Source organism: Anaeromassilibacillus sp. An200 (assembly GCF_002160025.1).
In the GTDB taxonomy this organism is placed as follows: Bacteria; Bacillota; Clostridia; order Oscillospirales; family Acutalibacteraceae; genus Caccousia; species Caccousia stercoris.
Window position 1 is genome coordinate 14363 of sequence record NZ_NFJU01000027.1, and the last position, 25616, is coordinate 39978.

24 protein-coding genes are annotated in these 25616 nt (G+C 53.2%); 11 read left to right on the top strand and 13 right to left on the bottom strand.

Going from position 1 to position 25616, the window contains the following annotated elements:
• Positions 1-415 precede the first annotated feature (415 nt).
• Positions 416-2170: an ABC transporter ATP-binding protein gene (locus B5F35_RS13120; protein ID WP_087241678.1), complete on the top strand. Its 1755-nt coding sequence runs from the start codon at positions 416-418 to the stop codon at positions 2168-2170.
• Complete coding sequence (locus B5F35_RS13125; RefSeq protein ID WP_087241680.1) at positions 2151-3974, top strand: ABC transporter ATP-binding protein; 1824 nt, start codon at positions 2151-2153, stop codon at positions 3972-3974. Before B5F35_RS13120 ends, B5F35_RS13125 begins: the two co-directional genes overlap by 20 nt.
• A gap of 75 nt (positions 3975-4049) precedes the next feature.
• Here the strand turns inward: B5F35_RS13125 and B5F35_RS13130 are convergent, their stop codons facing one another.
• From B5F35_RS13130 to B5F35_RS13180, 11 genes are all read right to left on the bottom strand, one after another.
• Positions 4050-5204 (bottom strand): DUF4317 domain-containing protein, encoded by a 1155-nt coding sequence (locus B5F35_RS13130; RefSeq protein WP_087241682.1) that lies wholly within the window; start codon positions 5202-5204, stop codon positions 4050-4052.
• Positions 5205-5295: 91 nt separating this feature from the next.
• Positions 5296-6705, bottom strand: a complete 1410-nt coding sequence (gene nhaC / locus B5F35_RS13135) for a Na+/H+ antiporter NhaC (RefSeq protein WP_087241684.1) — start codon at positions 6703-6705, stop codon at positions 5296-5298.
• Positions 6706-6797: 92 nt separating this feature from the next.
• Positions 6798-7592 (bottom strand): RnfABCDGE type electron transport complex subunit B, encoded by a 795-nt coding sequence (locus B5F35_RS13140; protein ID WP_087241686.1) that lies wholly within the window; start codon positions 7590-7592, stop codon positions 6798-6800.
• Positions 7593-7607: 15 nt separating this feature from the next.
• Positions 7608-8231: an electron transport complex protein RnfA gene (locus tag B5F35_RS13145; protein ID WP_087241688.1), complete on the bottom strand. Its 624-nt coding sequence runs from the start codon at positions 8229-8231 to the stop codon at positions 7608-7610.
• Positions 8228-8917, bottom strand: a complete 690-nt coding sequence (gene rsxE, locus B5F35_RS13150) for an electron transport complex subunit RsxE (protein ID WP_087241690.1) — start codon at positions 8915-8917, stop codon at positions 8228-8230. Before rsxE ends, B5F35_RS13145 begins: the two co-directional genes overlap by 4 nt.
• A 1-nt stretch (position 8918) precedes the next feature.
• Positions 8919-9488, bottom strand: coding sequence for an RnfABCDGE type electron transport complex subunit G (locus B5F35_RS13155; RefSeq protein ID WP_087241691.1), 570 nt, complete (start codon positions 9486-9488; stop codon positions 8919-8921).
• Positions 9485-10432 carry an RnfABCDGE type electron transport complex subunit D gene (locus tag B5F35_RS13160; protein ID WP_087241693.1) on the bottom strand — a complete coding sequence of 316 codons (948 nt, stop codon included), beginning with the start codon at positions 10430-10432 and terminating at the stop codon, positions 9485-9487. Before B5F35_RS13160 ends, B5F35_RS13155 begins: the two co-directional genes overlap by 4 nt.
• Positions 10432-11772 carry an electron transport complex subunit RsxC gene (rsxC, locus tag B5F35_RS13165; protein WP_242969523.1) on the bottom strand — a complete coding sequence of 447 codons (1341 nt, stop codon included), beginning with the start codon at positions 11770-11772 and terminating at the stop codon, positions 10432-10434. Before rsxC ends, B5F35_RS13160 begins: the two co-directional genes overlap by 1 nt.
• Positions 11763-12389, bottom strand: a complete 627-nt coding sequence (locus tag B5F35_RS13170; RefSeq protein ID WP_087241695.1) for a Gx transporter family protein — start codon at positions 12387-12389, stop codon at positions 11763-11765. Before B5F35_RS13170 ends, rsxC begins: the two co-directional genes overlap by 10 nt.
• Before the next feature lie 24 nt (positions 12390-12413).
• On the bottom strand, positions 12414-12794 hold the full coding sequence (locus B5F35_RS13175) for a NusG domain II-containing protein (RefSeq protein ID WP_087241697.1): 381 nt from the start codon (positions 12792-12794) through the stop codon (positions 12414-12416).
• 4 nt (positions 12795-12798) lie between these two features.
• Positions 12799-13881 carry an FAD:protein FMN transferase gene (locus B5F35_RS13180; protein WP_087241699.1) on the bottom strand — a complete coding sequence of 361 codons (1083 nt, stop codon included), beginning with the start codon at positions 13879-13881 and terminating at the stop codon, positions 12799-12801.
• 239 nt (positions 13882-14120) lie between these two features.
• Here B5F35_RS13180 and B5F35_RS13185 point away from each other — a divergent pair, with 239 nt between their 5' ends.
• Both B5F35_RS13185 and trmB read left to right on the top strand, forming a co-directional pair.
• Complete coding sequence (locus tag B5F35_RS13185) at positions 14121-14609, top strand: YbaK/EbsC family protein (RefSeq protein WP_087241701.1); 489 nt, start codon at positions 14121-14123, stop codon at positions 14607-14609.
• Positions 14606-15274, top strand: coding sequence for a tRNA (guanosine(46)-N7)-methyltransferase TrmB (trmB, locus tag B5F35_RS13190; RefSeq protein WP_087241703.1), 669 nt, complete (start codon positions 14606-14608; stop codon positions 15272-15274). Before B5F35_RS13185 ends, trmB begins: the two co-directional genes overlap by 4 nt.
• 78 nt (positions 15275-15352) lie before the next feature.
• Here the strand turns inward: trmB and murC are convergent, their stop codons facing one another.
• The gene (gene murC / locus B5F35_RS13195) at positions 15353-16732 is read right to left on the bottom strand and encodes a UDP-N-acetylmuramate--L-alanine ligase (RefSeq protein ID WP_087241705.1); all 1380 of its coding nucleotides are present in this window, start codon (positions 16730-16732) and stop codon (positions 15353-15355) included.
• A gap of 288 nt (positions 16733-17020) precedes the next feature.
• Here murC and dpsA point away from each other — a divergent pair, with 288 nt between their 5' ends.
• From dpsA to B5F35_RS13210, 3 genes are all read left to right on the top strand, one after another.
• A complete protein-coding gene (gene dpsA, locus B5F35_RS13200; RefSeq protein WP_242969524.1) occupies positions 17021-17884 on the top strand; it encodes a dipicolinate synthase subunit DpsA in 864 nt (287 codons plus the stop codon).
• A gap of 5 nt (positions 17885-17889) precedes the next feature.
• Complete coding sequence (locus B5F35_RS13205) at positions 17890-18471, top strand: dipicolinate synthase subunit B (RefSeq protein ID WP_087241707.1); 582 nt, start codon at positions 17890-17892, stop codon at positions 18469-18471.
• Between the two features lie 125 nt (positions 18472-18596).
• The gene (locus tag B5F35_RS13210) at positions 18597-19871 is read left to right on the top strand and encodes an O-acetylhomoserine aminocarboxypropyltransferase/cysteine synthase family protein (protein WP_087241709.1); all 1275 of its coding nucleotides are present in this window, start codon (positions 18597-18599) and stop codon (positions 19869-19871) included.
• A 66-nt stretch (positions 19872-19937) separates the two neighbouring features.
• Here the strand turns inward: B5F35_RS13210 and B5F35_RS13215 are convergent, their stop codons facing one another.
• A complete protein-coding gene (locus B5F35_RS13215) occupies positions 19938-20699 on the bottom strand; it encodes an alpha/beta hydrolase (RefSeq protein ID WP_087241711.1) in 762 nt (253 codons plus the stop codon).
• A gap of 308 nt (positions 20700-21007) precedes the next feature.
• Here B5F35_RS13215 and yfmF point away from each other — a divergent pair, with 308 nt between their 5' ends.
• From yfmF to folD, 4 genes are read left to right on the top strand one after another with little or no spacing between them, the layout of a single operon-like run.
• On the top strand, positions 21008-22288 hold the full coding sequence (yfmF, locus tag B5F35_RS13220; protein ID WP_087241713.1) for an EF-P 5-aminopentanol modification-associated protein YfmF: 1281 nt from the start codon (positions 21008-21010) through the stop codon (positions 22286-22288).
• A complete protein-coding gene (gene yfmH, locus B5F35_RS13225) occupies positions 22285-23571 on the top strand; it encodes an EF-P 5-aminopentanol modification-associated protein YfmH (RefSeq protein WP_087241715.1) in 1287 nt (428 codons plus the stop codon). Before yfmF ends, yfmH begins: the two co-directional genes overlap by 4 nt.
• 21 nt (positions 23572-23592) lie before the next feature.
• Positions 23593-24768, top strand: coding sequence for a prolipoprotein diacylglyceryl transferase (gene lgt / locus B5F35_RS13230; protein WP_242969525.1), 1176 nt, complete (start codon positions 23593-23595; stop codon positions 24766-24768).
• Entirely contained in the window at positions 24752-25609 is an 858-nt protein-coding gene (folD, locus tag B5F35_RS13235; RefSeq protein ID WP_087241717.1) for a bifunctional methylenetetrahydrofolate dehydrogenase/methenyltetrahydrofolate cyclohydrolase FolD, read from the top strand. Before lgt ends, folD begins: the two co-directional genes overlap by 17 nt.
• Positions 25610-25616 lie beyond the last annotated feature (7 nt).

Sequence of the window (25616 nt, forward strand, 5' to 3'; positions counted from 1 at the left end):
TCAAGGTTCGTAAGAGGATTGTAACATGCAGTTACAGATTTGTAACAGGAAAAGAAAAATCTGCTTCATTACGCCTATATTATAAATAGGTAAGGAATGGAGAAAGAGGGGAGTAAAACAAGAATCAGTTGTAATTTATTATGCGTTTTGGACAAATAAAAGGTGAAAAATTTTCCGCTCAGACGGCTTGAATTTCTTTGAAACAGAGCAAATCCGCGAAAATAAAAGGAAATTGGAAGAAATGGAACCTTAATCCGATCAAAAGAGTTTGCGGTTTTAGATCGGCGGGCGTATACTGTCCGAAGAAGAAAAGGGCTTGCCTTTTTGGGGATTGGAGGGAAGGAAGGACGAGCGTTTCCGGGACGCTTCCCGGAAGTGGACAAAGGGATTCCATAAGCCGGACAGGAGGGAAAATATGTTCCGAATAAAGTGGCTTTGGAAGTATATGGGGGAGAAGAGAAACCTGTTTGTGGTGGCGATGATTTTGTCCGCCGTCACCTCCGCAATGCTGGTCATTAACCCCATGCTTTCACAGAAGTTGATTGATGAAGTCATTACGCCGCAGAATACCACCATGCTGCTTCCGATTCTCGGAATTATGCTGGCAGTCCAGCTGGCCAGACTGACGATGCGGTATGTGATGGTGGTTTTGCTGGAAAAAAGCAGCCAGTGCGCTTTCAATGGATTAAGGCGCAAAATGTATGATGTCCTTCAAAATCAGGATGCGCGTTATTATCACGGGATCCGTACCGGTGACCTGATGACGCGTATGACCAACGACTTGGATCTGGTGCGGCATGCGATTGCATGGATTTCTTATGTCACGGTGGATTCCATCGTGGTGTTTGTCGCGGCTCTGATCTATTTGGGATCGGTCAATCTGGAGCTGATGCTCTGCCTGGCAGCAATCACGCCGTTTATTCTTATTATCACGCGCTTTTTCTCCAAGATTATCCATCCGATGTTTGTGCAGCTTCGTCAGAAGCTTTCTAGCCTGAACACCGTGGCACAGGAGAACATAGAGGGAAACCGCGTGGTCAAGGCGTTTGCGCGTGAGGACTACGAGAATGAGAAATTTGAAGAAAAAAATGAAGATTACCGTCAGATGAATCTGAAAACCACCTATGTAGGCGTGAAGTTTAACCCGCTGATTGATTTGCTCTCGCAGTCTCTGACTGTGACGACCCTTCTGGTGGGAGGTATTTTCATGATTCAGGGAAAGCTGACGGCCGGTGAAATCCTGGCTTTCTCGTCGCTGACCTGGGCGCTGGCCAACCCGCTGCGCAATCTTGGTATGCTGATCAACGATTTGCAGCGCTTCTTTGCTTCCTGCCAGATGATCATTGAAATTTTCTATGCACAGCCCTCTATTGCGGATCGGTATCAGGCAAAGGATCCGGGCGTGCGTCCGCGCGGCGAGGTCGAATATCGTGATGTGTCCCTGAAAATTGACGGTACACAAATCCTTGACGATATCAGCTTCCATATTAAGCCGGGTCAGACGCTCGGTATCATTGGAACTACCGGTTCCGGTAAAACGACGCTCACCGGCATGCTGACCCGCATCAACGATCCCACCTCCGGCGAGGTTCTGTTGGACGGCGAACCGGTGCAGAATTACACGCTCCAGGCTTTGCGCCGTTATATTGGTGTGGCGATGCAGGATGTGTTCCTTTTCTCCGACACAGTGGATGCCAATATCGCCTATGGCCGTCCCGATATGCCGGAGGAGGAAGTGAAGGATTTCGCCCATCGCGCGGGAGCGGATGAGTTTATCCGTAAGATGCAGGACGGATATGATACGCTGGTGGGAGAACGCGGCGTTGGCCTTTCCGGCGGACAGAAGCAGCGTTTGTCGCTGGCTCGTGCCCTGGCGATCCGACCCTCCATCCTGATTCTGGACGATACCACGTCTGCCGTAGATATGGAGACGGAGAAATATTTGCAGGAGCAGCTTCGCCAGCTTGATTTCCCCTGCACGAAGATCATCATCGCACAAAGAATTTCCTCCATTGAGGATGCGGATTTGATCCTGGTTTTGGATAACGGCAAGATTATCGAGCGTGGAACGCACCGTGAGCTGCTCCAGAACAAGGGCTTCTACCGCCATATCTGGGCGATCCAGAACAGCAAGGAAGAAGGTGAAGAGCTTGGCGCGCAACCGGTTTGATGTTGACGAAACCCTGGAAGCTCCTCTTAATTTTAAAAATCTGAAAAAAGTTATGGTTTATGTCATGCGCTGCAAGGGAAGGATGCTTTCCGCTCTTCTTCTCAGCGGTGTGGGCAGCGTCATCGGCCTGACGGGTCCGATGTTGGTTCAGTACGCAATGGACCATTCGATCCCGGAAGGCAATATGAAGCAGTTGATTCAGCTCTCGATTCTCCTGGGCGTTACCATTTTGATCAATGTTCTTTTCACGGCGGTGCGCCGCATCATTGTGGCGCAGGCGGCGCAGACTATGGTGCATGACATCCGCCGGGATCTGTTTGCACATCTTCAGGTGCTTCCGTTTTCTTATTACGACAACAGGCCGCACGGTAAAATCCTGGTGCGCATCGTTCATTATGTGAACAGCGTTTCCGATGTTTTGTCCAACGGTCTGCTTGATTTCATCATTGAAATTATCAACGTAATTTTTATCATCATTTTCATGTTCCAGGTCAGCGTACCTCTTGCGGCTGTGACAGTGGCGGGACTTCCGGTGCTGATTGTCTTTATCCTTCTGATCAAGCCCAAGCAGCGCCAGGCCTACCAGCAGGTTTCCAACAAAAACTCCAACCTGAACGCCTATGTGCAGGAATCCATTGAGGGCGTAAAGGTAACGCAGGCGTTCAACCGTCAGGAAACCAACCTCGGCATCCTTGACCGCCTGATTGAAGAGCGGCGTAAGGCATGGATGCGCACCGTGTACATCTCTAACTCTGTGTGGTTCAGCACGGAGACAATTTCCCAGATTGTTTTTTCGCTGGTTTACATTGTGGGCGCTTATGCGCTGCATCCCATGGCTTCCTTTGGTGTTCTGCTTGCCATGGGAACCTATGCGTCAAAATTCTGGCAGCCGATTGTGAACCTCGCCAATATCTATAATAAGTTTATTGATGCGATGGCCTATCTGGAAAGAATCTTTGAGACCATGAACGAGCCTCCCGTGATTGAAGATTGTCCCGGAGCCGTTGAGCTGCCCCCGATCACCGGTAAAGTGGAGTTTGATCATGTCAGCTTTGGGTATGAGCCGGGCCAGAAGATTCTGCACGATGTCAGCTTCACTGCTCAGCCAGGTGAAAGCATTGCGATTGTCGGCCCCACAGGCGCAGGCAAAACCACGATTGTCAACCTGATCAGCCGCTTCTATAACATTGAAGAGGGCGCCGTTTTGATTGACGGTCACAGTGTAATGGATGTGACGCTGCATTCCCTGCGCAGCCAGATGGGCATTATGCTTCAGGATAGCTTTGTGTTCTCGGGAACGATTGCGGATAACATTCGCTACGGCCGTCTCGATGCAAGCGATGCTGATATTGTCCGCGTCTCCAAGCTTTTATGCGCCGATGAATTTATTCAGAAGCTGCCGCATGGCTACGAAACAGAGGTAAAGGAGCGCGGTGGTGGGCTGTCTCAGGGACAGAAACAGCTGATTGCCTTTGCCCGCACTTTGCTTGCGGATCCGAAAATCCTGGTGCTTGATGAGGCCACTTCCTCGATCGATACCTCAACCGAGCAGCTTCTGCAGCGTGGCATCAATCTCCTGCTGAAGGGAAGAACCTCCTTTATCATTGCACACCGTCTTTCCACCATCCGCAGCTGTACGCGAATCATGTATATTGACGGCGGCCAGATCAAGGAAGCAGGTTCACACGATGAACTGATGGCGAAAAAGGGCTACTACTATGATCTCTACATGGCGCAGTACAGAGAAGATCCCGAGGATGCTTCCCCGGCTTTGTCTCAGGCGGGAGAGCTTTCCCCAGCCTGAGAAGCTGTGAAATTTCTCTATTCATAATAAAAATCCCGTATCGGGTGGATGGATTTCCGCCCGATACGGGATTTTTTATGTTTGGTTTTCTTCTTCTGAGGGTGTAATATGGATACTCACACCATTGACCTCGACGCCTTCATCGGCACGGATTAGAATATATTTTGCTCCGTTGATTACACGAGTTTCAATCAAATCGGTACGCTCAGGATTAACACGGATGGTTACATCGGGGGTGCGTACCTCAAACTGTCTGGGATTCACCAGATTCTGCGGACGAATTTCCGTATCCTCTCCAAAGGTCTCTTCGTATTTCTGCTCAAAGGCTTCAACATGCTCTTGTTCCACACCGCAGGAGGAAAGCACTTGCCGTACGGTTTCACGCGAGATGGCGAGCGGTTCCTCCTCTTTGTTTGCCTTGTGGTCTTCGATTAACCCGCAGAGCTTTCCATGAACCGCCTGCAAGACGTCCATGCTGCATTCCTTTTCCAGCGATTCCGCCAGAACAGCCTGAAAGCTTTCCCGCTGTTCATCCGCTGGAACAGGAGGAGCGACATGGAACACCGCATCAATCAGTTCCGGGTGGTTGTCCGACGCGCTCTTGGTGTAGTACAGCGCGCCGTAAAGATTGGCGCAGCGCCCGTCAAAAGCGGGGAAGAGGAATCCAGCTTCCGGTGCGGAAACCAGCCAGTCCTCGCGGCGGTTATGGAACTCATTCTGTGTGACATAATAGCTCAAGGCGGGCTTTGTCAGTTTGATCGGGCAGATGCTGCAAAGCAAATAGGTGTAAACCTCATTGGAGGCGTCTTCCAATTTTTCGCCATCCTTCGCATGATAGGGAACATCATATTTGTCGCATACCAAAAGAATCAGGTAGGTGCTGTCAAGCTGTAAATTCTGGGCTACCTTCTCATAGAACGCGTGGACAGCTTCTTCATCCTCCAGCAGGGAAGTACGCAGGGCCATCAACAGACGGTGTTCCTCTCCGCTAACCACCTGCTGTGTCTCAAAGGAAAGATCAAGAAGATTTTTCCCCAGTGTACCGGAGAGCGTTTTTTTGAGTGTCCCCAAAAATTTCTCCGCTTCTTCCTGTTCCATCAAAGCAAGAGAGGGGCTGAATTCCGTAATGATTTCGCGGTTTTCATTGATACAGCAGCCGCGGATACGTGTAATGCTTGTCTTATCCGGCCGGAAACGGCGGCGGATTTCAGCAACTTCCTTTTCATTCATATGTTTAAGTCAACTTCCTTTCCTGGCTGATTCTCTGAAACCTGTTCAGTATATCAGGATTTCAGGGGGAAAACAAGCGAATGGACAAGGCTTAGTTTTCCTCTTTTTTCTGCGGCAAATGCGGCATACTTTTTCCCAGCAGGGCGATTCCAATGGAAACGAGCGGGTTAATCCATCCGAAAAAGGTAAAAAAGCCGTATTGCCATGCGGAAACGCCAAGCGCGGATTCTGTAAAGCCTGCTCCGGTGCTGTAGGGAACAATTCCGCCGAACACGGTTCCCGCGTCCTCCAGAGCACGGCTGAGATTCTGGGGCTTCAGACGGTGCTGTTCATATAGCGGGCGAAACAGCCGGCCTGTTAAAATGATGGCCACATATTGCTGTCCTGTGCCAATCAGCACGCCCCAAGCGGTCAGAACTGTAGCTACAACAAGCCCTCGATCGCTGTGAATCCGGGCAATAATTTTATGAAGGATCGCTTCCGCCATTCCGGTGCGTTCGTAGATCCCGGCAAAGCTCAGCGCCAGGATCATGAGAGCCACTGTTTTCATCATGCTCATGATTCCGCCGCGGTTCAGAAGCGTATCAACAGTGGAAACTCCCGTTTCCACCCGGAAACCGTCCATCACGGCGGAAAGCATGGTTTGTACCGGCACTCCCTGCACAAACAGCGCGGACAAAATACCAAGCGCCGCCGCTCCCATCAGGCCCGGGAGAGCGGGGATTTTTAAAATAACCATCAAAAGGACCAGCAGCGGAGGAAGGAGAAGAAGGGGATGAATCACAAACTGATCCGCAAGGGTTTGCAGCGTTAAGGAAATTTGTGCTTCCTCTCCCGCGCTGCCGTTTCCGTAAAGCGCGCCAAGAATAATATACAGAATGATACAGATCAGATAGGTGGGAGTAGTTGTAACCATCATATGGCGAATGTGGTCAAACAAACCAGCTCCGGAAACAGAAGGTGCCAGGTTGGTGGTGTCCGAGAGAGGAGACATTTTATCCCCAAAGTATGCGCCGGAAACAATCGCACCAGCTGTGATGGCGGGAGGAATCCCCAAAGCAGAGCCAATCCCAAACAGCGCAACACCAACGGTCCCGATGGTGGAAAGAGAGCTGCCGATTGCCACGGAAACAATCGAGCACAATAGAAGCGCGGTCACAAGGAAAAAAGATGGGGAAATGATTTGCAGCCCATAAAACACCATGGTGGGGATGACACCGCCTGCAACCCAGGCTGCAATCAGGATCCCGATGGAGAGTATGATCAGAAGCGCGGGAATAGCGGCTGAGATGGCGGCGGTCATTCCTTCCAGCATCTCTTTCCAGGAAAAGTGATGGCATGCGCCCACTATGGCTGCGGCAGTACAGGCAAGAAGGAGGGGAATGTGCGGGCTGCTTCCAAGACCTGCGGTAAAGGAAACAACCAGAAAAAGGAGCAGAAGAAAAACCGCGAGTGCTGTCCAAAAGGAAATGGGACGCGATGTTTTTGGGTTGGATTCCATTTATAACACCTCCCGGATCCAATAAGGCCGCGGATCCGCCGCCGGAAAAGCCGTCGGCGGCCGCGGCCGCAAAACAGAAAAAATCAAACAGTTCAGACGTTCAGCAGATCAATCACATGACGGGGGCAAACTTCAGCACATTTGCCGCAGCCGGTGCATTTTTCCGGATCTACGACAGCATGGAAGTCTTTTACATGGATAGCATCGGACTCACATGTTTTTTCGCACTTCATGCAGCCGATACAGCCAATTTTGCAGACCTTGTTCGTCTGTGCACCCTTATCGCAGCTGCTGCATCGTACCACAGCCAGCGGACGGTAGGGGACAAGCGTGATCAGATGCTTCGGGCAGGCAGCGACACACATGGAGCAGCCTTTGCAGCGTGCGGGATCAATGTGAGCGACACCGTTGCAGATTTCGATTGCACCATACTGGCAGGCGTTGACGCAGTCGCCAAGGCCCATACAGCCGTATTGGCAGCTCGCGGGTCCTCCGGCCAGGAGAACGGCGGCGGAGCAGCTCTGAATGCCGGCGTATTCCATCTTGTCCGAGGTGTAATCGGCGCTGCCGGAGCAGCGAACCACAGCCACCTTTTTCTCCACACTAACGCCGCCAAGGCCGAGGAATTCAGAAATTTCCGCAGCTACCTCGGCGCCGCCGGGGGAGCACAGGCCCGGTTTCGCTTCGCCCTTTGCGAGAGCGGCTGCATAGCCAGAGCAGCCGGAGAAGCCGCAGGCGCCGCAGTTGGCGCCGGGCAGCATCTCGGTGATTTTTTCCGCCTTTTCGTCCTTCGGGACAGCCATTACCACCGAAGCGATTGCAAGGCCCAGTCCGGCCAGCAGGCCGATTCCCGCCACAACCAGAACGGGAAACAGAATGTCATACATAGCGGTTTCCTCCTCTCAGCCCAACAGGCCTTCCACCAGTCCCTGGAAGCCGAGGAACGACACAGAGACCAGTGAAGCAGCAATCAGCGTGATTGGCAGGCCGCGCAGGCTTTTCGGAATATCGCACGTTTCCAAACGCTCACGCACACCGGCGAAGAGAACCATTGCCACAAGGAAGCCGATACCGGAGCCGAAGGCATTGACAAGAGCCTGTACAAAGCCAAAGGTTTCCGGGGACGCGGTATGTTTGTCGATGACAAGCATGGTGACGCCCAGAACGGCGCAGTTGGTTGTGATCAGCGGCAGATAGATGCCGAGAGCGTTGTAAAGCGGCGGCATGTAGCGCTTGAGAATAATCTCAATGAGCTGCACCAGAGCTGCGATGATCAGAATGAATACAATGGTTTGCAGATATGCCAGATCGTTCGGCACCAGGATTCCATAGTAAATCGGCCATGTTACAGCTGTCGCGATGACCATGACGAGAGTAACAGCCATACTCATACTTGCTGCAGTATTCAGCTTTTTGGAAACGCCCAGGAACGGGCAGATGCCGAGGAACTTGCTCAGAATGTAGTTTTCCGTGAGAATGGCTGCCAGAAAGATGGAAACCAGTCCCTTGATGGTGTCTCCGTTCATTTCTCAGAGCCCTCCTTTGCCTGAAGCTTGGAGCAGCTGCCGGCAAGCGGGCAGCCCTTGCAGCCGATTTCTTCCGGGGCCTTGCCTTCGCCCGACAGCTTGTTCGCCAGAGCGATCAGCAGGCCAAAGACAAAGAAACCTCCGGGAGGAAGGATGAAAATCAGGATAGGATCCATGAAATTCGAGGTGATGGGCAGTCCAAAGATGGTGCCGGAGCCGAGCAGCTCACGAATAATACCCATAAGAAGCAGGGTAGCGGTGAAGCCCACACCCATTCCAAGACCGTCCACGATAGAGGGGAGGATGGGGTTTTTGTTTGCAAACATTTCGGCACGGCCAAGAATGATGCAGTTTACAACAATCAGGGGCAAATAAATGCCAAGCGCTTTGTCTAGATCCGGCGAATATGCCTTGATGAACATCTGCACGATTGTCACGAAGCCCGCGATAATCGTAATGTAAGAGGGAATACGCACCTTATCCGGAATCACCTTGCGCAGCAGGGAAATCACGGCATTGGAGCAGACAAGAACAAACGTGGTTGCCAATCCCATGCCGATCGCATTGCTGGCTGCGGTACTGACGGCAAGAGTCGCGCAGGTGCCCAGCACCAGACGGAGGACGGGATTTTCCTTGATAATACCCTTGGTAAATTCCTGCCAAAGGGTCTTTGGTTGTTTTGCCATATTATTCCGCCTCCTTTACTGCATAGTATTGCTCAATCGCGTCGTTTACCGCATCGGTAACAGCCTGTGAGGTAATGGTGGCGCCCGTCATGGCGCTGATCTCCGTATCGCCGGCTGTACCATTTTTAATGACGGTAAACCCACCGGAAGGAGCGGCTTTCTTATACTGATCCCGGAAGCTTTCCTTTTCAGCATTCATGCCGAGGCCAGGAGTATCCGAGATGGAGAGGAGCGAAACGCCTGTCACCATCCCATCGCTGGAGATACCCGTCATCACCTTGATTTCGCCGCCGTAGCTGTTGGCAGTTGTGGTAAAGACATAGCCAATCGTCTCGCCGCCCGCCTGGGCCAGGTAATAGGTGCCATCGTCAGACGCGGCAAACGATTCCGCGCCGGGGCTGACTGTCATACGGGAAGTTTCCTCGGCGAGCCGTTCCTGTTCCGCGATTTTGTCCTTTGTCAGAAGGTTGGTTCCGGCCAGAAGGGCAGTCACAATCAGGCAAAACAGGAAGAGGGAGAGCGCCGGCTGCAAAATTTCCTTGGGAGTCAGTTTCTTTGCCTGTTTGCTCATTGTTTTACCGTCTCCTTTCCAAAGGGTTTAGGAAGCGAGATGCGCTCAATCAGGGGGACAAGGATATTCAGAATCACAATGGAGAAGGAGACACCCTCCGGAAGCGATCCGAACACACGAATCAGCATAGTGAGAACACCGCAGCCAATGCCATAAATAATTTTTCCCTTGCGGGTGATGGGGCTGGTGGTATAGTCTGTTGCCATAAAAATGGCGCCGATCATCAGGCCGCCCGCCATCAGATCAAACAGAACATCGCGGCCCAGCAGAAGCGACATGACAGCCGCCGTGCCAAGGTAGCAGACCGGAATAACGGGAGAAATGACGCGGCGTGCAATCAGATAAATGCCGCCAAGCAGAAGAGCCAGTGTGCAGGTCTCTCCCAGGCAGCCTCCGCGCACACCGAGGAACATATCCAGATAGCCCGGAAGAGAATCCGTTGCCCCTTGTGCCGAGAGGGCAAGAGGTGTCGCCGTTGTGGCGGCGTCCGTCCCGTTCAGGTAGGCAAAGGGAGCGGTCCAGGTCGTCATCTTGGAGGGGAAAGAGGTCATCAGAATGATACGCGCCGTCAGAGCGGGATTGACAAAGTTCTGTCCGATCCCACCGAACATCTGCTTGACGACAACGATGGCAGTCACGCAGCCGAATACCGCGATCAGAGGATTGATGCTGACAGGCAGGTTGAACGCCAGCAGAAGGCCGGTGACAGCCGCGCTCAGATCCATGACAGTGTTCTCACGCTTCATCACGCGGCGGCACAGATATTCGCACAGAACACAGCTCGCAACGCACAGGACAATCAGCAGCAGCGCGCGCGGCCCGAACAGAATGACGGACGCCGCAGCCGCCGGAACCAGCGCGATAATCACATCAAGCATGATTTTCTGGGTGGTGGCTCCGCTTCTCAGATGGGGGGAAGCGGAGACGATCAATTTTTTCTCCATTACTTTTTCCCTCCGTTTCTCAGCAAAGCCTTACCCATGCGGATCGCATGCACAAGCGGGCGGTGAGCCGGGCAGTTGTAAGCGCAGGTACCGCATTCCATGCAGCACAGGATTCCCAGCTGATCCAGCTTGTCGGTATCCTTAAGCTCGGCATATTTCTCAAGCTGCGTGGGAACCAGATTCATGGGACAGCCGGAAACACAGCGGCCGCAGCGAATGCAGGCGGTTGGCTTCGGCAGGGCCGCATCCTTCTCTGCGAAGGCCAGGATTCCATTGTTTTGCTTGAGAATGGGCAGTTCATCGCTTGTCAGGGCAATACCCATCATGGGGCCGCCCATGAGAAGCTTTGCGGGCGGCTGGCTGTAGCCGCCGCAGAAAGCAATCACATCTGCGATCTTCGTTCCAATCGGAACAATCACGTTTTTGGGGCTGGCAATGGCAGAGCCATCCACGGTGACGCGCTTCTTGACAAGCGGCATTCCTGTTTTCAGATAATCCGCGAGAAATGCGACAGAGGTGATGTTCATCACCAGGCAGCCAACATCTGCGGGCAGCTTTCCAAGCGGAATGACGCGGTTGGTGCAGGACTGCACAAGAACCTTTTCCGCGCCCTGCGGGTAGCGTGCGTGGAGCGGCAAAATCCGCACACGGTCTTCGGGATCCAGCTTGGAGTTATCCGCAACCTTCCGAAGGACCTCGATGACATCGGGCTTGTTGTCCTCAACCGCAATGATCACACGCTCAAGACCGAGAAGATCACGCACGGCATAGACGCCGGAAAGAACAGCCCAGGAGTTTTCCAAAGCCTCGCGGTTGTCCGCGGTGATGTACGGTTCGCACTCGGCGGCGTTCACGATCAACGTGTCAAGATGCTTGTCCTTTGGCACATTGAGCTTTACATGCGCGGGGAATCCCGCACCGCCAAGGCCAACCAGGCCCGATTCATGAACAGCCCGAATAAAATCCTCCGGTGAGTTCACAACAGGGGGCTTGACCTCTGGGGAAACGGTCATCTGGCCATCGGATTCGATCACAACGGCATCAACCATTTGCCCACCCGGCAGCGCAACCTTTGTGACGGCGCTGACCTTGCCGGAAATACTGGCATGGATAGGAGCGCTGACAAAGGCGTCGCTGTCACCGATTTTCTGGCCGACCTGGACAAGATCTCCGACCTTGACCAGCGGCTTGCACGGAGCGCCCACATGCTGCTGCATGGGGATTGTCACCTGAGACGGGCAGGGGAGAATTACAGACTCCATCTGCGCCGTGTTCTTGTGGTGAGGAACTGCTGCGCCGCCGTGCGTGCGAAAAGGCTTTTCAGGAAATGTCAGTTCCACTTTTCTCTACCTCCACTCTTTATTTCCTTTGGACGAACGATGCCGTCCGAAGGAATACTACCCGCCTCACCCTCTGTGTCCACAGAAGGTGAGGGGAGCAGCCGGTTAAGAACCGGCATCGTCACGCGCAGAATGATGCCCGTGACGGCGCCGAATAACACGCCAAAACCAATCAGCCAGGGGGCGTACCACGCTACTGCCGGTGTCGTCAGAAGAGACGCTGTCAGAAGCTGGCTGAGATTGTGAGCAAGAGCCCCGGAGATTCCAAGGCCTAAAAACCCGAAGCGGGGATGCTTCAGACGAGCAAGAAGGAATATAACACAAGTGCTCAGGAAACCGCCGGACAGACTCATCAGCATGGCAAGACCGCCGCGCGTCAGACCGGCAAAAACGCCTTTGACCAGCGCAATCCCCATCGCGGGCCAGAACCCCAGACATTGTACTGCGTACAGCACCGCTATGTTGGAAAGTCCCAGTTTCGCGCCAGGGGGCAGAACCGGGATGGGTGGCAGCACCCCTTCCAGAAAAGAGAGTGCCAGGGCCAGAGCTCCCAGCAGTCCTGTCACTGCCACACGGCGTGCAGCGCTGGAACGCCAATCTGTTTGTTTGTGCTGCATGGAGAACCTCCCGCCTCTGTAATGTCAGCCGGTCATGGCGTCAGCCGCCTGTTTACCGCCCTCCAGCCGGACAGAAATGCGTGCCGGGAGACAGACAGCCGCCTGTCCGGCGCGCGTCAGCTTTCCGGTTCGCACACAGGTCTGATCCGGGCAGGAGGAATGCTGAAAGGAAATGCTTCCCGGTTCCGCGAGAAGAACAATGCCATAAGCTCCTCCCAGCGGAATTTCTTCTGCTTGTGTCAGGGTGCTGAGATCGATTCGCCGGATTTCTATGCCGTCTTCCTCAATTACCGCCACGCAGCTTTGCGCTGGCTTCTGTGACTGTCCCCACAGAAGCAGCCCGGCTAACAGGAGAGCAAAGAGGAGAAGCAGCAGATCAGCGGGACGCAGAAGCTTTCGTTCCATAAGCTCACCCAGCCATCCGGTAGGAGTCAAGGTTCAGGGTAAATGAGGGAAAGCCGTCTGTGACCTCTACTGTTCTGTCCCTTCCAATGAAAATTCCCTCGGCTCCATACTGTTCCAGCAAACGCTTTCCTTCGTCAGGTCCCAGCAGGAAGGCGGCAGTTGCCAGAACATCGCTCAGTGTGCCGTTGTCTTTTGTGTAAACGGTGACGGAGATCAATTCATTGTCCTCCGGCCACCCGGTGTTGGCATTGATCAAATGGTGGTAGACTACACCATCTACCTCTTTTTGTTTTTCATAGGAGCCGGAGGTGGAAACAAAACCTTCCGTTATCTCCATTACTCCCAGAATCTCTTCTCCGTCCTCAGCGGAATATGGATTGCGCACGGTGATGGACCAGGGAGAGCCGTCTGGTTTTTGCCCATAAACTCCCACACTTCCGCCCACAGCGGCAATCGCACCGGAAATCCCGGAGGAAGCATAGGAGGAAACAGCGGTGTCACAAGCAGCGCCCTTTCCGGCGGATCCCAGATCCACACCCATGTAGTGATACTTGAGAGAAGCGGAGTTCTCCTCCTCTTTGACGCGCAGGTCTTCATAATTAACATAGGGAAGAAATTGATCGACGGTATCCTGAGAAGGCGGAGAAAAGTTTCCGTCCGCATCAAAATTCCACAGCTTGGAGACCGGCAGAACGGTGGGATCGTAAACGCCTCCGGATTTCTCTGCTACGTCGAGACAGAGAAGAAGAAGGGAAGTGGTTACGGGATCCACATCGATCCACACACTCCCAGCTTCATCATTCAACTGTGCAATGTCGGAGCTGTCCACACGCCATGATATTTTGTTTTCCAGCTCCGTAATGGCTTGCAGGGCATCATCGGAGGCCTCTTGTCCGTCTGCTCCGTACAGTGTTTGCTGGACCAGCGAACCCATGGCAAAGCCTGTAGTTTCCAAGCGGTTTGAAAGGGTGCTGTGTTGGGACCAGACAAAGACAAGCAGGAGCAGGACTACCGCCAATATACAGGCGAGAAGAAAGGTGAGACGTTTTTGCTGGCGTACAGAAAGCTTTCGGAACAAATGGCGCATAAAAACTCCTTCCTGATCCAGGTAAAAAGCATGATGAATGGAAAGCCTCCCTTTATTATAGCATGATTTTTAAAAAAGTTAAGAAAAAATTACGGCCGATATGACAAAACGGGCAAAATGTCAGGAAAGCCTGATGACAGTTAATGGAAAACATGATACAATAAGCCCCAGGCAAGTTGGGTGTGTACACTTAAAAACGATGTGAATTGATGACAAATATTTAAGAGAGGGACAAAACAATGTCTTTGGAAACGGTAAAGAGTTATCTGAATGTTTGGGGGCTGGGAGAACGTGTGAAGACCTTTGAGGAGAGCAGCGCGACGGTGGAGCTGGCCGCGGCTGCTCTTGGAACAGAGCCTGCACGCATCGCCAAAACAATCTCCCTGCGTCTTGACGGCGGCTGTCTGCTGCTTTTGGCTGCGGGTGATGCCAAAATTGATAATGCACGCTTTAAAGCGGAATTCCATACGAAGGCGGCTATGCTGCATCCGGACGAGGTGCTTTCCATGACGGGGCATCCGGTGGGCGGCGTTTGTCCGTTTGCCAATCCGGAAGGGGTACGGGTTGTCTGTGATGAGTCTCTGCGCCGGTTCGATGTGATATATCCAGCGGCCGGGACGGCGAATTCGGCGGTTCGTTTAACCTGTGAAGAACTTTTTGAGACTTCCCGCGCAGAAAAGTGGGTGGACGTCTGCAAAGGCTGGCGGGAGGAGGAACGCACAGAATGAGAATGCGAAGCAAACCGTGGGCAAAACCGGAGCTGGAGGCCTGTCCGTTTTTCCTGCGTCATCCGGAGCAGCAGAAGGGCCGCTGGCATGAATGGTTCCCGGAAGAAGGGGCTATCCATTTGGAGCTGGGTTGTGGAAAAGGGTATTTTATCGCCGGTTTGGCACCGCTTCACCCGGAACTTCATTATATTGGCATCGATCTGAAAGATGTGATATTGGCTCCGGCCAAACGTGTGATTGAAGCTGCTTTTGACGGCAAGCCCATTCACAATGTTGCTTTGACAGGGCACGACATTGAGCGGCTGCGTGAAATTATGGGAGAAGCCGATCAGGTGGAGAGAATCTACATCAATTTCTGTAATCCATGGCCCAAGCCCCGTCATTGGAAACGCAGGCTGACCTATCCAACCCGTTTGGAGGATTACCGCATGCTGCTTGCTCCACAGGGGGAGATCTGGTTTAAAACCGATGACGGCCCGCTGTACCGCGATACACTTCGCTATTTTGAAGAAGCGGGATATGAAGTGTATTGGACCACGGAGGATCTTCACGCAGATCCCTGTTCCGATGAAATCACCGTGATGACAGAGCATGAGAGGATGTTTTCCGAGCAAGGAATCCGCATTAAGGCGGCCAAGGCCAGAGTGCTGCCAAGAAAAGAATAAATGCACAGAAAGACACCGTTTCTTCCGGTATGCCTTACAGGGGCAGGAGGAAACGGTGTCTTTGTATGCAAGGAGAGCTTATAAATTCTGCCGGTATCTCTCAACGATCAAATTGGCACATTTATAAACGTCGCCGCCGCCCAGCGTGAGAATCAAATCACCGGGCTGGACACGCGCCATCGTGTAATCTGCCATTTCTTCAAAGGTCGGGAACCAGACGCATCCAGGAATCTTTTCCGCCAGATCCTTGGCGTAAATGTTGTAGGTGTTTGTCTCCCGCACCGCGAGAATCTCGGAAAGCACGGTGTGATTGGGGATGGAAAGAGCTTTTGCAAAATCGTCCAGGAAAAGAGCGGTGCGCGAATAGGTGTGGGGCTGGAACAGAGCCCAGACCTCACGATACCCCATCCGCATCGCGGCGGACAGTGTGGCGGTCAGTTCTGTGGGATGATGTGCAAAATCGTCCGCGATGGTGATTCCTCCGAACTCTCCAAGGATCTCAAAGCGGCGGTGGACGCCATGGAACGCATGGAGCGCGTCGGCAATGGTTTCCGGCGCGATTCCCATTTGGTCGGCGACGGCAGCCGCGGCAAGCGCGTTGAGAATATTGTGCCTGCCGGGAATGCTCAGCTTTGCTTCACACAGCGGAATCCCCTGCTTGAGGATCGTGAAATCTTCGCAAGCTTTTGCCTCATCGCGGACGTTGGCGGCGGAGTACATGTTTTCTGCACCAAGTCCGAAAGTTACGATTTTCGCGTGGGTAATGCCTTCCAATGTCTTTTTGACATTGGGATCGTCTCCGTTGACCACAAGGATCCCGCTGGTTTGCAGGGCGAACTGATGGAAAGAACGGATGATGTTGTCCAGTGTTCCGAAATAGTCGAGATGGTCAGCGTCAATGTTGAGGATGACGGAGAGGTAGGGGTGAAGCTGCAAAAAGGTGTCCACATATTCGCAGGCTTCACAGACGATGGTGTCTGATTTTCCGACACGCCCGTTTCCTCCGATATAAGGCAGCTTTCCTCCGATGATGGCGGACGGATCGGCTCCGCCCATGATCAGCGTCTGTGTCAAAAGGGCGGTAGTGGTGGTCTTTCCGTGTGTTCCGGAGACAGCGATGGAATGTGGATAGCGCTTTGTCACCATTCCAAGCATCACGGAGCGCTCCACAGTCGGGATCCCTTTCTCGCGGGCCGCCGTCAGCTCCGGATTGTCCTTGGGAACAGCTGCGCTGTACACAACGAGCTCCGCCCCTTCGATGTTTTCCGGACGGTGTTCGGTAAACACAGGGATCCCATAGCCCTTCACACGTTCCAGCGTATCGGATTCGCTTCGATCCGAGCCGGTCAGTTCATAGCCCTTGTGAAACAAAATTTCCGCGATCGGACACATGCCGGAACCGCCGATCCCTACAAAATGAATCCGCTTAACCTGAGAGAGAATATCCGTCTGCTCCATAAATGACGCGCCCTTTCCTTATCATGAAATAGTGGGAGCGTATGGGAAAATGAAGATACGCTCCGAGACATATCGTGTGATTTGTTTTCTTTATCATACCCATAATTGGCACGTTTTGCAAGGAAGATTTCCTGAAAACAGAAAATTGCTTTGCCGTGGAACAACTCTTTTCCGTTTTCCATACTATGTTGTAAAAGAAATTTCGCTGCACTTTTCTGCGGTACAGGGGCGGGAAGCTTCGCTCCCATTTTCCGCGTTTTCTGCGGCTGGAGAAGGGTTTGAGATATCATGATAGAGATGAACAGCTTTGGGCTTTTGGGGGGAGACAGGCGGCAGGCCGCTCTCGCAGACGCATTGGCGCAGGATGGCTGCACCGTCTGCGTCTGGGGGCTTGACGGTCTGCCGCTGGATCCTAAGGTAAAGCGGTGCACACCGGAGGAGATTTATGAAACCTGTACAGCGATCATCCTTCCGCTTCCCGCCACGGCAGACGGAAAGACAATCAACGCTCCTTACGGCGATCGCTCGATCGTTCTGGATGACGAGTTTGCGGAGCGCATGAGCCGGAAGGAAGTGTACGGGGGCCGGATGGCGCCTGTTTTGGCGACGAGCGAAAAGTGGGATGCCATTGACATATACGATTATTATACACGGGAAGAGTTTGCTGTCCGCAACGCGGGGGTAACAGCAGAAGGGGCTGTGGCTGTAGCAGTGAAGGAATATGAGGGTTCTCTGCTGGGAAGCCGCTGCCTTGTGGCAGGCTATGGAAGGATTGGCCGGGCGCTGGCACAGGTTTTGCGGGCTATGGGAGCGCAGGTAACGGTCAGCGCCCGGCGTCCGAGGGATTTTGCCTGGATTGAACTGAGCGGCTGCCGTCCTATCGCGACAGATTCCATCGGCAGGGAACACGAACCTTACGATATTGTATTCAATACCATTCCCGCGATGATCTTTCCGCGCCGTGTATTGGCACAGCTTCACCCCGGGTGCGTTGTGATCGATTTGGCCTCCAAGCCGGGCGGGGTGGATTTTGATGCGGCAAAGGAACTTGGAATTCATGCAGTACCGGCCTTGTCCCTGCCCGGGAAGACAGCTCCCCGCGCGGCTGCTGAAATCATGAAAAATACCATTTACAATATGATGGAGGAGTGAGAGCTATGAGAGAATTGACACTGGGGTTTGCCCTCTGCGGCTCATTCTGCACCTTCGGGAAAGCGATGGAGCAAATGCGGCGGACTGCCGGAGCCGGATACCGACTGGTTCCTATCATGTCCAATAACGCATACGAAACAGATACACGGTTTGGCCGTGCCTGTGATTTTATCTGGGAGGCCGAGGACATCTGCGGAAGAAAGGTGATTCATTCGATTGCCGGAGCAGAGCCGCTGGGACCCAAGCATATGGTGGACGCACTTGTTATCGCGCCCTGCACAGGAAACACACTGGCAAAGCTGGCGGCCGGGATTACCGATACTCCCGTGACAATGGCAGCCAAGTCTTGTCTGAGGATTGGACTCCCGGTGATTCTTTGTGCCGCCACGAACGATGCTCTTGCCGCGTCGGCGCAGAATATCGGAAGGCTGATGAACACAAAAAATATTTATTTTGTCCCGTTTTGTCAGGACGATCCGGAGCAAAAACCAACGTCCGCCGTCGCGGATTTCAACCAGCTTCTTCCCACGGTGGAAGCGGCTCTCAAGGGAAGGCAGCTGCAGCCGGTGTTTTGCGGCAAAGCGTAAGCAGGAACGATGGCCTTTGCGGGAAGAGTCTTGTCATGGCGAAAAGAACATGATATGATAAGTAGAAAATTGCTTATCCCATTTGGGACAGGCGGATTTGATCTGAACGCAAGGGAGTGTTAAAAATGAGCGAGTATCGTATGGATACACAGTGCATTCACGCGGGATATCATCCCGGCAACGGGGAGCCGCGTGTGATGCCGATTGTACAGAGCACCACCTTCCGGTATGAAACCTCGGAGGCAATGGGACGACTGTTTGATTTGGAGGATGCCGGTTTCTTTTACACCCGTCTGGGCAACCCGACGCTTGATGCGGTAGAGCAGAAGATTGCCGCGCTGGAGGGCGGTGTTGGCGCAATGCTGACATCGTCCGGGCAGGCCGCTTCTATGCTGGCTGTGCTCAACATCTGCCATGCTGGCAGCCATGTTGTCAGCTCCAGCGCTATTTACGGCGGCACCTTCAATCTCCTCTATAAAACGCTGCAGGAAATGGGGATTTCATGTACCTTCGTGGCCCCCGGCTGCACACAGGAGGAACTGGAGGCGGCATTCCGTGAGAATACCCGCTGCGTGTTTGCGGAGACCCTGTCGAATCCTTCCCTTGTGGTTACGGATCTGGAGCTGTTTGCAAAAGCAGCGCACGCCCACGGCGTCCCGCTGATTGTCGACAATACCTTCGCGACTCCGATGAACTGTCATCCGCTGTCCTTCGGTGCGGATATCATCACACACTCTACCACCAAATATATGGACGGCCATGCGGTTCAGGTGGGAGGCTGCATCGTGGATGGAGGAACCTTTGACTGGGACAACGGAAAATTCCCCATGCTGACTGAGCCGGATGAGTCTTATCATGGCCTGAGTTATACAAAGCAGTTTGGCAAAGCGGCGTACATTACCAAGGCACGCACACATCTGATGCGTGACATTGGCGCGCAAGCCAGCCCGATGAATGCGTTTCTGCTGAACCTGGGACTGGAGACGCTGGCTCTGCGCATGGAGCGCCACTGCTTCAATGCCCAAAAGGTAGCGGAATATCTGCAAAACCATGAAAAAATCGGTTGGGTTAACTACCCCGGTCTTCCAGGCAGTCCGTATTATGAGCTGGCGAAAAAGTATATGCCGAACGGAACCTGCGGCGTGATTTCCTTCGGGATCAAGGGCGGCAGAGAAGCGGCCATGCGCTTTATGGATTCGCTCGAGCTGGCTTCCGTAGTCACACATGTGGCGGATCTGCGTACCTGCGTTCTGCATCCCGCGAGCACCACGCACCGTCAGATGACGGATGAGCAGCTTGTGGAAGCTGGCATCAGCTCGGATTTGATCCGGATGTCTGTGGGTATTGAAAACATTGCGGATATTCTGGAGGATATCGAACAGGCCTTGCAGAAGGCTTGATTACATGAAAAAGGATGGCTCCCTCGCAGGGAAGCCATCCTTTTTTGGTCAGTGAAAACAGAAGCTTTATTTCTCCATCAAAAACTCGGCGGTTTCTTTGAAAAGCAGCTCGCGTTCGGGACCCAATGTACAAACGTGCGGGCTTCTTGGAAGTTCCAGCAGAACCTTTTTGCGGGAGGAAACCTCTGTCATGATCCATCCGGTGCTGCGGGGATGGATCGTGCGATCCCTTCCGGCACGCACATTCATGATGGGGCAATGGATACGGGGCAGTCCCTGCCGGGCCAGACGCATCAAACGGTTGAGATCCGCCAGACAGTGAACCGGCGTTTTGTCGTAGGTGTCATTATATTCATGCAGAAAGTCCGGGATAACCTCATGCTTTTTTTCCGGCTCAGTGAAAAAACGCCAAACGGGCCACAAGGCGTTGGCAAAAATGATTTTCTCATTGTAGACGGAAAGAGCGGCGGCAATCGGGACAGCGCGGCGAACTGGGCGTGTTTCCGCCAGCAGCAGCGTCAGGGCGCCTCCCATGGAAAGTCCAACGACGCTGACGTCCCTGCACTGGCGCGATAGCTTGTCAAAAGCGTGCTGTGCCCCCCGAAGCCAGTCGTGCCAGCGGGTTTTGGCCATATCCTCCGGTGTGCGTCCATGTCCGGGAAGCAGGGGAGCAGCGACCGTATAGCCGGTCTTTTCGGCCAGTGCCCTGCCGAGAGGGTTCATGGTTCCCGGCGTGGCGGTGAAGCCATGGATTAACAAAATACCGTGCTCGCGGGAGCCGTTGATGAAAAACGGGCGGCACAGAGAATTATCGATCAGCAGAGACATGAAAATCACTCCTTTTTTTCAGTATACACCGAAAAGGAAGAAATTGCGACCTTTTTCTTATGAAAACACAAATTTCTTTGTGCGATTTGCTGGTTGAGTCCCGAGCCAAAAAGGGAAGAATATGTGGAACCGTACCAGACGAAAGTGTAAGTTCATACATTATTCAGAATATTCATTCTTTTATTCATTTCGAGAGTGTGTTATAATACACCTGATATGCCGGAACGCCGCCGTTGGCTGTGTCTGGCTTCCTTTTTCAGCCAGGCGCCGGAAAAGGGTTCAGGAACCGAAATTAGGAGATGAATAGAATGACAGGGATAGAATGTCGGAGCATCTGCGAAGGCGTAGAGTTTTTGGGCGTTCGCGATCCGAAGTTTAAGACGGCGCGGATGTCCGTCCATTTCCTTCTTCCCATGCAGAAGGAACATGCCTCTGAAAATGCCTTGCTTCCATTTCTGCTGAGCAGAGCATGCAAAAAGTACCCCGACTATACCAAGCTGGGACAGCGTTTGGCAGAGCTGTATGGAGCGAGCCTGAGCGCAGACGTGGACAAGGTAGGCGACGTGCAGGTGTTGTCCGTGGCAGCTTCCGGTCTTGCCGATCGATACACCTTAAATGGAGAAACCGTTTCGGAGGATCTTGTGGATCTCCTTTGCGGCGTGCTGTTTGATCCGCCGCTGGAGAACGATTTGTTCCGGGAACAGGATTTTGAGCAGGAAAAGCGTCAAACGATTGAACTGATTGAAACAGAGCTGAACGATAAGCGTTTTTATGCGAATCAGCGCTGCGAGGAAATCATGTGTGAGGGAGAGCCATATGGTGTCAACCGCTATGGGTCCAGAGACGCGGTGGAGAGACTGGAGCGCTCCCGGATGACGCAGGTGTGGAATAATGTTCTCGCCCATGCCCGTGTGCAGATCCTCGTGCTGGGAAATTGTGAGATTGAGCCTTTGTATGAACGTTTCCGGCAGGTGTTTTCCGCACTGCACCGGGAAAAGCTGCTTACCTGTGAGACGGTGAACGTAAAGTCCGCTTCCAGTGTCCGGGAGGTCCAGGAGACGATGGAGGTGGCGCAGTGCAAGCTGGTGATGGGCTTCCGCACCAGCGTATGTCAGCCGCAGGAGCAGGTGCCGGCCATGAAGCTGGCGGTTGCGATTTTGGGTGGGACGCCGAGCTCCAAGCTGTTTCTGAATGTGCGGGAAAAGCAGAGCCTCTGCTATTATTGCAGCGCGTCCTATAACAGTATGAAAGGAATTATGCTGATACAGAGCGGCGTAGAGCAGAAAAATCTGCAAAAGGCCCGGACGGAAATTCTCGCGCAGCTTGATGCCCTCAAGCGGGGTGATTTTACCGACGAGGAGATTTCCGCGGCACGGCTGAGCCTGCTCAACGCTTATCATTCCGCTTCCGATTCTCTGGGGGCGCTGTCCGGCTGGTATCTGACGCAGGCTATCAGCGGGCGTCCGCAGACGCTGGAGGAAGCTGCCGCGGCAATGGAAGCCGTGACACGTGAGGAGCTAATCGAGGCTGCCAATCAGATCACGCTGGACACGGTTTACAGCCTGCTGGGAAAGGGGACGGAAGAATGAACGCACCATGTAAAGAACATTACAGTGAGCGCACAGGCGATCGCTATTATGAAATACAGCATTCTTCCGGCCTTCGGATTCTGCTGTACCCGAAAAATCAGAACAATTCAACCTATGCAGTATTTGGAACCCGTTATGGCTCCGTTGACACGACTTTCCGTGTCGATGGGGAGGAGCCCTGTACGGTGCCGGAAGGAATCGCGCATTATTTGGAGCACAAGCTGTTTGAGAGCGAGGATGGAGACGCTTTTTCCCGTTATGCGAAAACAGGCGCTTCCGCAAACGCCTATACGTCCTTTGACAGCACCTGCTATCTTTTCTCCTGCTCCGATCGTTTTTATGAATCGCTCGAAATTCTTCTGGATTTTGTTCAGAAGCCGTATTTTACGGAAAAGACGGTACGGAAGGAGCAGGGAATCATTGATCAGGAAATCCGGATGTACGACGACGATCCGCAGTGGCGTGTCCTGTTCAATCTGTTGGGTGCCCTGTATCATAAGCATCCGGTGAAAATTGATATTGCGGGAACGGTGGAAAGCATAGCGAAGATTACACCGGAGTACCTGTACCGCTGCTACCGTACCTTCTATAACCTGCACAATATGGTGCTTTGCATCGCGGGAAACATGGATGTTGACAAGGTTCTGGAGCTTTGTGACAGACTGCTGATTCCGAGCCAGCCCCAGGCCATTGAACGTATTTTTGAAGACGAGCCGCGCGAGGTGGTCCGCCCCAGAGTGGAGCAGAAACTGGCTGTGGCAATGCCGCTTTTCCAGCTGGGCTTCAAGGAGCCGGCAGGAGCCCGGCGTGTGTCCGACCAGGAAGCCGCAGCCAGCGACGTGCTGCTGGAGGCCCTTGCTTCGGACGCTTCTCCGCTGTTCCGCCGTCTGCTTGACGAAGGCCTGATCAATGAAACCTCATTCAGCTACGAATACTTTGAAGGTGCCGGCTATGCTTCTGTTATCTTCTCCGGTGATTCCCGCGATCCCGACCGGGTGGCAAAGGAGATCCGTGCGGAGGTTGATCGGCTGCGGAAGGAGGGGCTTTCCAAGGAAGCCTTTGAGCGCGCCCGCAAATCTATTTACGGCCGCAGCATTGCGTCCCTCAACAGCGTGGCAAGCATCGCAAACGGAATGGCTTCCCTGGCTTTCAGTGACCGGGAGATGTTTGATTATATTGATTGTGTTGCACAGCTGACCAGAGAAGATGTCATGCGCCGCCTGGAGGTACAGCTTCGTCCGGAATACAGCGCATTGTCGGTGGTTCTTCCACTTTCTGAATGAATCAAAAGCAGGGGGGCGCCCGTGCCGCAGACGGTGCTTCCCGCTCCCATCTGCTGCGGAGAAACGGTGGAGATGCTCATGTATGATGTACAGTTTCCCAAGTTAGGTTTGGAGTTTGAGTTGAATCCGGTTGCCTTCCAGTTTGGACCGATCCAAATTGGTCCCTTTGAGTTCGGTACCGTGTATTGGTATGGAATCATCATTGCACTTGGATTGGTGCTGGCGTTCCTGTATGCCAGTGTCAGCTGCAAAAAGATGAAAATCAACGAAGACAAGCTGATCAACTGTGTGATCGTAGGCGTTATTTTCGGTATGATTGGCGCGCGCCTGTATTATGTTATTTTCTATCCCGGCGATACATACCGCAACGATCCCCTGCAAATCCTGAATATCCATCAGGGCGGGCTTGGTATCTACGGCGGTATTATCACGGCTCTTGCCGCAGGTGCGATTACAGCAAAGATCTGCAGGATGAGAGTGGGCGCGGTTCTGGACGTTGCTTCGCTTGGTTTTCTGATTGGACAGGGAATTGGCCGCTGGGGCAATTTCTTCAATCAGGAAGCTTTTGGCGGCGCGACGGATCTGCCCTGGGGTATGATCAGCTCGGCCACACAGGAAATTGTACCGGACAGCCCGGTGCATCCCTGTTTCCTGTATGAATCCATCTGGTGTCTGGTGGGCTTTGCCCTTCTGCACGTATTTACACGCAAAATGCGCCGTTACGATGGACAAACCTTCCTTCTGTACCTTGTCTGGTATGGACTGGGACGTTTCTTTATTGAGGGATTGCGTCAGGACAGCTTGATTATTCCGGGCACCAGCCTGCGTGTTTCCCAAGTGGTGGCGCTGACCTCTGTGTTGGCTGCCGTTGTTCTGCTGATTGTATTCCGTTCCAGGACGTCACTGTCTGGCTGCGGAGCCAAAGAAGTGGTTGCCATGAATGCCGTGGTTGACGAGGTTCCGGATGCAAAAGAGCAAAAGGAAGAGGAGGATGACGGTAAAAGCACAATCTTCGGAGATTTGCCGTATGAGCAGCTGATTACAGAAACAGGGGCTGCTGTGACAAGCGAAAGCAAACGGGAAGAGAAGGAAGAAAATATTCCTGCGCAGAAAGAGGAAGCAGAGGCTTGGGAATCCGAAGATAAGACGGAGGAGACAGAGGAAAAGGAGGAGAAAGCGGATGGCAAAGCTGATTGATGGAAAGGCAGTTTCCGCGTCTGTGCGCGCACAAGTGGCGCAGGAGGTGCAGGAACTGAAAGCAAAGGGCCTGCATCCTGGGTTGGCTGTGGTAATTGTCGGGGATGATCCGGCTTCGCGTACCTATGTCAACAACAAGAAAAAGGCCTGCGCGGAAACGGGGATCTACTCGGAGGAGTATGCTTTGCCGGCTGCCACCACACAGGAGGAACTGCTTTCTCTGGTGCGCTCTCTCAATCAAAAGCCGGAAATCCATGGAATTCTGGTGCAGTCCCCTCTGCCGGAGGGCCTTGATGAGGAAGCTGTGATCGAGGAAATCAATCCGCAGAAAGATGTTGACGCTTTCCATCCGCAGAATGTGGGGCGAATCATGATTGGAAACTTTCATTTTCTGCCCTGCACGCCCGCTGGTGTGATCGAACTGATTCGTTCACAGGGAATTGAAATTGCAGGAAAGCGCTGTGTTGTGATTGGCCGCAGCAATATTGTCGGAAAGCCGATGGCAATGCTGTTGCTCCATAACCACGGAACAGTGACAATCTGCCACAGCAAAACACGGGACTTGGCGGAAATCTGCCGGGAGGCGGATATTCTGGTGGCCGCGGTGGGGCGTCCGAAATTTGTGACGGAGAACATGGTTAAGCCCGGTGCGGTGGTGATCGATGTCGGAATGGATCGCGATGAAAACGGAAAGCTTTGCGGAGACGTGGATTTTGTCCATGTGGAACCAAAGGCCGGATATATCACACCGGTTCCCGGTGGAGTCGGTCCGATGACAATTGCAATGCTTCTCCGCAATACCGTGACCGCCGCAAAGCTGCAGGCAGGATGGAAGGACTGAAGCGTTT